The sequence below is a fragment of the Ruminococcus sp. CAG:379 genome (genome assembly GCF_000434255.1).
Taxonomy (GTDB): Bacteria; Bacillota; Clostridia; order Oscillospirales; family Ruminococcaceae; genus Ruminococcus_F; species Ruminococcus_F champanellensis.
On sequence record NZ_FR894916.1, the window covers coordinates 20458 to 22551 of the forward strand.

The window sequence follows — 2094 nt, forward strand, 5'->3', positions numbered from 1 at the left end:
CCGCCGCAGGGGGCGCAGGGCTGGGTGCAGTCCTCGTCCGTTCCGCCGGCAATGGCGATGGCGAGAAAACGCCGTGCCCCCTGGGATATGGCGGCGCACAGGGCAGTGCGTTCCGCACAGGTACACAGGGGATAGGCTGCATTTTCCACGTTGCAGCCGGTGAAGATCCGCCCGTCCTCACACAGCAGGGCGGCACCTACCCGGAAGCCGGAGTAGGGAGCATAGGCATGGGTTCTGGCGGCGCAGGCGGCTTGAAACAGGGCGTTCTGGTCGAATGTTGTCACAGGGCAGTCCTCCATTCCGCAGAAACAGCAGGAGCGCAGAGAAATTCTGCGCTCCTTTTTGTTGATTCTGCACAAAGTACAGGGGTTGCATTTTTACATGCAAAAATGTTATAATTTAAGGCAACGGTGACGCTTACTTGGAGATCAGGGACAGGGTGTCTCTTGCGATCAGCAGCTCCTCGTTGGTGGGAACGATCCACACCTCAACCCTGGAGTCCGGTGCGGAGATCCGCTTCAGCTGACCACGGCAGCCATTGTTGGCTTCCTCGTCCAGCTTGATGCCGAAGAAGTCCATATTCCGGCAAACCTCTGCACGCACGTCGTCGGAGTTTTCCCCGATGCCGCCGGTGAACAGAACAGCGTCCAGCCCGTTCATGGCTGCGGCGTAGGAGCCGATGTACTTCTTGATCTCATAAACCAGAATGTCCTTGGCAAGCAGGGCACGCTTGTCGCCCTTTTCTGCGGCAGCGGTAATGTCCCGGTTGTCGGAGGAAATGCCGGAAACACCCAGGAAGCCGGACTTCTTGTTCATGTACTCGCTCATCTGGGAGGGTGTGAAGTGATGCTTTTCCGCAACGAAGGTAACGGCGGAAGGATCCACACAGCCGGTACGGGTACCCATCAGCAGACCGTCCAGGGGGGTAAAGCCCATGGAGGTGTCGATGGATTTGCCGCCCTGTACTGCGGTAATGGAGGAACCGTTGCCCAGGTGGCAGGATACGATCTTCAGATCCTTGATGTCCTTGCCCAGCGCCTGTGCCAGTGCGTTGGATACGAACCGGTGGGAGGTGCCGTGGAAGCCGTACTTCCGGACGCTGTAATTCTCGTAATCCTCGTAGGGCAGGCCGAACATATATGCCTTTTCCGGCATGGTCTGGTGGAAGGCAGTGTCGAATACGACTACCTGGGGCACGTTGGCGGGCATAACCTTCTTGCATGCCCACAGCGCCAGCGCATGTGCGTGGTTATGTACGGGAGCCAGTTCCTTCAGATCGTCGATCTGCTGGATGACCTCATCAGTCACCAGAACCGGCTTGTCGAAAATCTCGGCGCCCTGGACGATCCGGTGGCCTACGGCGGAGATCTCGTCCATGCTCCTGATGACGGAAGCGTCTCCTTTGGTCAGGACATCTACCAGCTTCATGAAGGCTTCTGTATGGGTGGGAAAATCACAGTCCTCATTTAAGGTTCTGCCGTCAAAGGTCTTGTGGCTGATGTGGCCATCGATGCCGATCCGGTCGCAGTTGCCCTTGGCGATCACGGACTCGTCCTTCATGTCGATCAGCTGATACTTCAGAGAAGAGCTGCCGGCGTTGACTACGAGAATAATCATGGTTTTCATACATCCTTTCAAAGATAACATAACATAACTATTATAAACCTTTTGCAGAAAAATGCAAGGGCAATCCCGCACAAAGATTGTGCGTCAGATGCATCAGCCATTATTTCGTCATATTGCACAGAAATGATCTGTGCGGCAAAGCTTCTCCATGCAACATGACGGGGGCTCCTCGCAAATGTTGTACAGGACTTTTGCGGAATACATAGCGGATCGGATCCCTTCGGGACTGTCCGGCAGCAAAGGAGGCATCAGGATGAAAATTTCCGGAATTGTTTGCGAGTACAATCCTTTTCACAACGGCCATGCCTATCACATTGCAAAGACCCGCGAAAACGGCGCCACCCACATCGTTGCGGTCATGAGCGGCAACTTTGTGCAGCGCGGGGATGCGGCTGTGCTGGGCAAGCTGACCCGTGCCCAGATCGCCGTAGCATCCGGGGCGGATCTGGTGCTGGAGCTGCCGGTGGC

At 56.0% G+C, this 2094-nt stretch carries 2 protein-coding genes and 1 pseudogene; 1 reads left to right on the top strand and 2 read right to left on the bottom strand.

Features of this window, described 5'->3' with window-relative positions; all coding sequences use genetic code 11:
• Positions 1-284, bottom strand: a 284-nt coding sequence (locus QVO51_RS09280; protein WP_288168069.1) for a cytidine deaminase, incomplete at its 3' end; no start/stop codon positions are given.
• Between the two features lie 133 nt (positions 285-417).
• Entirely contained in the window at positions 418-1617 is a 1200-nt protein-coding gene (locus QVO51_RS09285) for an acetate/propionate family kinase (RefSeq protein WP_022358176.1), read from the bottom strand.
• Positions 1618-1879: 262 nt separating this feature from the next.
• Between QVO51_RS09285 and QVO51_RS09290 the strand changes: the two are divergent.
• Positions 1880-2062, top strand: a pseudogene (locus tag QVO51_RS09290) (nucleotidyltransferase family protein); the annotation flags it as partial.
• Positions 2063-2094 lie beyond the last annotated feature (32 nt).

Coding starts and splice junctions, on each gene's coding strand:
- QVO51_RS09285 (WP_022358176.1), bottom strand. CDS start 1,617: ATGATTATTCTCGTAGTCAACGCCGGCAGCTCTTCTCTGAAGTATCAG.